Genomic DNA, 4,654 nt, shown 5'->3' on the forward strand with positions numbered 1-4,654 from the left:
GCTCAGATAGCGACGCGCAAGAAGACGATCTATGCCCGCTCGCTCAACCAGGACGCCTATATGCGCGCGCTGGAGCGCTCCGAGCTCGTCTTCGGCATCGGCCCGGCCGGCACCGGCAAGACCTATCTGGCGGTGGCGCATGCCGCCATGCTGCTCGAACGCGGCATGGTCGAGCGCATCGTGCTGTCGCGGCCGGCGGTCGAAGCCGGCGAGCGGCTGGGCTTCCTGCCCGGCGACATGAAGGAGAAGGTCGATCCATATCTGCGGCCGCTCTACGACGCGCTTTACGACATGATGCCGGCCGACAAGGTCGAGCGGGCGATCGCCGCCGAAGTGATCGAGATCGCGCCGCTGGCATTCATGCGCGGCCGCACCTTGGCGCACGCCGCTGTCATCCTCGACGAAGCGCAGAACACCACGCCGATGCAGATGAAGATGTTCCTCACCCGTCTCGGCGAGAATTCGCGCATGATCGTCACCGGCGATCCGACCCAGATCGACCTACCGCCGAACACCAAGTCCGGCCTTGTGGAGGCGCTCCGCATCCTCGACGGCGTAACCGGCATGGTGACGGTACGCTTCAACGAGGGCGACGTCGTCAGGCATCCGCTGGTCGCCGAGATCGTCAAGGCCTATGACCGCGACGGCAAACTGGCCAGGGGCCTGGGCGCGGAAAGCTGACGAAAAAGCCGCATGGCTGAAGACAGGAAACCCGGCGGCCTGCCCGTCGACATCGATATTTCGATTGAGGCCGGCGACTGGCCCGATGAGATGGCGCTGACGCGCCTGGTCGATCGCGCCGCAGCTGCCGCCTTTGCCGAAACCGGCATCGAGGGCGCTTCCGAGCTGAGCATCGTCTTTGCCGACGACGCTCGTATCCGCACGCTCAACGCCGGCTGGCGCGGCAAGGACAACCCGACCAACGTCTTGTCTTTCCCTGCCTTTCCGCTATCGAAGGACGGTCCGCTGCCGCCGATGCTGGGCGATATCGTGCTCGCCGCCGAGACAGTCGCACGGGAAGCGGCACTGGAAGACAAGCCCGTGGCGAACCATATCACCCATCTCGTCATCCATGGCCTGCTGCATTTGCTGGGCTACGATCACGAGACCGACGCCGAGGCCGAGGAGATGGAAGCGATCGAGCGCGCCGCGCTTGCGAGGCTTGCCATTCCCGATCCCTACGCGTAACTAAAAAGACCAATTGACCGGACGACGATGAACGACAAACCAGAGACTGCCGCCCGCCCCGACGCCGGCAGTGCGGCCAAGCCTTCCGAAAAGACGGAAGAGGGCTCGAGTCCGAGTACCACGACCGGCAGCATCGCCAGCGAGCCATCGCCTGCCGGTCCTTCCCTGTTCGATCGCGTGCTTGGCCTGTTCAGGCAGCGTAACGGAACCAGCCTGCGCGAGGAGATAGCGGACGCGCTGGCCGAAACGGCGAGCGACGCCGGCGCCTTCTCGCCCGGCGAGCGCGCCATGCTCAACAACATCCTGCGCCTGCGCGAGGTGCGCGTCGAGGACGTCATGGTGCCTCGCGCCGACATCGAGGCGGTCGAGATCACGACGACGCTGGGCGATCTTCTCGGCCTTTTCGAACAGTCCGGCCATTCCCGTATGCCGGTCTATTCGGAGACGCTCGACGACCCGCGCGGCATGGTCCATATCCGCGACGTGCTGGCCCACATCACCAAGCTGGCTCGCGTCAAGAAGGGACGCACCAGCCGCAAGACCCCGGCGGCGACGCTTCTCGACCTCGCCCAGGTCGATCTCGCCCGCACCATCGGCGAGCTCAACCTGATCCGCCCGGTGCTGTTCGTACCGCCCTCCATGCTCGCTTCCGACCTGATGGGGAGGATGCAGACAACGCGCACCCAGATGGCGCTGGTGATCGACGAGTATGGCGGCACCGACGGTCTCGCCTCTCTGGAAGACATCGTCGAGATGGTGGTCGGCGACATCGAGGACGAACATGACGACGACGAGCCGATGATCACCCAGACCGGCGAGGGCAACTTCATCGTCGATGGCAAGGCCGAGATCGACGAGGTCGCCAAGATGATCGGCGAGGATTTCACTGCCGGCGAGCATGGCGAATATGTCGACACCATCGGTGGCATGATCTTCAACACGCTGGGCCGGGTGCCTGCCCGCGGCGAGGTGGTGCAGGCCATCCCCGGCTTCGAATTCCACGTGCTCGACGCCGATCCGCGCCGTGTCAAGCGCGTGCGCATCGTGCAGATCCAGAAGGGCGAGCGCCGCCGCCGCACCGCCCGCGCCGAGCAGGCCTGAAATCTGCCCCCATGATCTCAGCATCGAGGGCTGGCACCGGTAACACAGATAACATCAGATTGCGCTTATCGATGTTTGGAGCGCGGACCGCGGCCTGATAAATCTTTTGCCGTGATTCGCGCGACTCGGAAGCCTGTATGCAGCGCCTGGCCGGCCGGATAATTCTGCTGTGGGGGTGGCGGCGGGCGCTGGTGGCGTTTCTCGCCGGAGCGCTGGCGGTCCTCGCCCAGGCGCCCTACGATTTCTTCGCCGTCTGCTTCATCTCGTTTCCGCTGCTGGTCTGGCTGATCGATGGCGCGACCGGCGAAGCCTCCGATGGCTGGCTGGGGCGGCTGAAACCAGCCTTCGCCATCGGTTGGTGGTTCGGTTTCGGCTATTTCCTCGCCGGCCTGTGGTGGATCGGCCAGGCGTTGCTGGTCGAAGCCGACAGCTTCGCCTGGGCCTTGCCCTTCGCGGTGGTCGGCATCCCCTTCGCGCTCGCATTCTTCTACGGTTTCGCCACGGTCGTGGCGCGGCTGCTCTGGAGCAACGACATCGGCCGCATCGCCGCGCTCGCCTTCGGCTTCGGCCTGACGGAATGGCTGCGCGACTTCCTGTTCACCGGCTTTCCGTGGAATGCCATCGGCTATGCGGCGATGCCGGTGCCGTTGCTGATGCAGAGCGTCTCGGTGACCGGCATGATCGGCATGAACACGCTCGCCGTCTTCGTCTTTTCGCTGCCCGCTCTCGTCGCGGCGCGCCGCCAGCTTCGCCTGGGTTTCGCGCTGCTCATACTGCTTGTCGCCGCCCATGTCGGCTTCGGCTATGCCAGGCTCGCCGCCCGGGTCGAGCCGGCGACCCGTTCGGTCGATGTCCGAATCGTGCAGCCGGATGTCGACCTCAGCGAAAAATGGGACGCTTCGGTTCGCGACCGCATCTTCGCCACCTTGCTCGGCCTGTCGGGAAAGGCGCCAGAATCCGGCCATGCCAAGCCGCAGCTGATCCTGTGGCCGGAGACCTCGGTGCCGTTCCTCTTCACCGAGCGTCCGGACGCGCTGACCGCGCTGGGCGACATGCTCGGCGAGGGCCAGATGCTGATCGCCGGCGTCGTCCGCGAAGAGGGCGGCTCGGCGGCGGGCGCCGGCAGCCGCTATTACAATTCCGTGGTGGCGATCAACGACAAGGGCGAGATCACCGACGCCGTCGACAAGATCCATCTGGTGCCCTTCGGCGAATATCTGCCTTTCGCCGACCTGTTCGACCGCTTCGGGGTCGAACAACTGGTCGCCGGCCCGATGAATTTCGCGCCCGGCAACGTGCGCCATCCGATCGCGCTGCCGGACGGCGTGCGGGCGCTCCCCTTCATTTGCTATGAAGTCATTTTCCCCGACCTTGTGACGGTTGACGCAGCGTCATCTCAGCTTATTGTGAACGTCACGAACGATGCGTGGTTCGGCGACACGCCGGGACCATACCAGCACTTCAGGCAGGCCCAGATTCGCGCGGTGGAGAATGGATTGCCTTTGTTGCGCGCGGCTAACAATGGCATTTCCGCCATTGTCGACTCGCGCGGCCGCATTGTCGACGCGCTCGCAGTCAACACGCGCGGTGCCATTGACGCACGCGTACCGATCTCTGGGCGCGCCCTCATTTCTGCCGATCGGCGGCGCATTAACGGATTGCTGATCATGTTCCTGTTCGCGCTGGGAGCCCTCGCATGGAATGTAAGGCAGCGGCTACGGGTGAATTGACAGCCGACACATTAGAAACTCATACTGTAAGCGCCTGAAATTTCTCGAAGTCGGTTGGAGGTTCTGTTGGGGCAGTTGGCTCCGGCTTCGTTTGGGCAAGAAAAAATAGAAAAAGCCGGAAAAATTCGGCGAGGAGAAAATGACAGAAGAAAACAAGAAAAAGCCGAATCCGATCGACATCCATGTCGGAAGTCGCATCAGGCTTCGGCGAAATATGCTTGGAATGAGCCAGGAGAAGCTGGGTGAGAATCTCGGCATCACGTTTCAACAGATCCAGAAGTACGAGAAAGGCACCAACCGGGTCGGCGCCAGCCGCTTGCAGGCCATAGCGTCCATCCTCAGCGTGCCCGTAGCCTTCTTTTTCGAGGATGCCCCGGGTCAGGAGGCCGTGGGCAACCGAGGATTTGCCGAAGACGCGTCGATGGCTTTCGCCGTCGAATTCTGCGGCAGTCCGGAAGGGCTTCAACTCAACCGCGCCTTCGTCAAGATTGCCGACGTCAAGGTGCGTCGCAGGATCATCGATCTGGTGAAATCGCTTTCTACCGACGACGCCGACTGATCCAGGGGCTTGTGCCACCGACGGCGCCCCGTCGGTGGTGGCACAAGACAAACTGTGCTCACATTCATGCCAGAAC

At 63.6% G+C, this 4,654-nt stretch carries 5 protein-coding genes; all 5 read left to right on the forward strand.

Annotated elements, in window-relative coordinates; translation table 11 throughout:
• The coding region (locus tag EN745_RS30450) for a PhoH family protein (protein WP_145992218.1) at positions 1–681 on the forward strand (681 nt) is incomplete at its 5' end.
• Between the two features lie 12 nt (positions 682–693).
• Positions 694–1,188 carry an rRNA maturation RNase YbeY gene (gene ybeY, locus EN745_RS30455; RefSeq protein ID WP_127422958.1) on the forward strand — a complete coding sequence of 165 codons (495 nt, stop codon included), beginning with the start codon at positions 694–696 and terminating at the stop codon, positions 1,186–1,188.
• 27 nt (positions 1,189–1,215) lie between these two features.
• Positions 1,216–2,289 carry a hemolysin family protein gene (locus EN745_RS30460; protein WP_126056675.1) on the forward strand — a complete coding sequence of 358 codons (1,074 nt, stop codon included), beginning with the start codon at positions 1,216–1,218 and terminating at the stop codon, positions 2,287–2,289.
• A 137-nt stretch (positions 2,290–2,426) separates the two neighbouring features.
• Positions 2,427–4,019 (forward strand): apolipoprotein N-acyltransferase, encoded by a 1,593-nt coding sequence (lnt, locus tag EN745_RS30465; protein WP_126056674.1) that lies wholly within the window; start codon positions 2,427–2,429, stop codon positions 4,017–4,019.
• A gap of 139 nt (positions 4,020–4,158) precedes the next feature.
• Positions 4,159–4,578, forward strand: coding sequence for a helix-turn-helix domain-containing protein (locus EN745_RS30470; RefSeq protein WP_126056673.1), 420 nt, complete (start codon positions 4,159–4,161; stop codon positions 4,576–4,578).
• Positions 4,579–4,654 lie beyond the last annotated feature (76 nt).

The sequence above is a fragment of the Mesorhizobium sp. M4A.F.Ca.ET.022.05.2.1 genome, assembly GCF_003998845.1.
Taxonomy (GTDB): Bacteria; Pseudomonadota; Alphaproteobacteria; order Rhizobiales; family Rhizobiaceae; genus Mesorhizobium.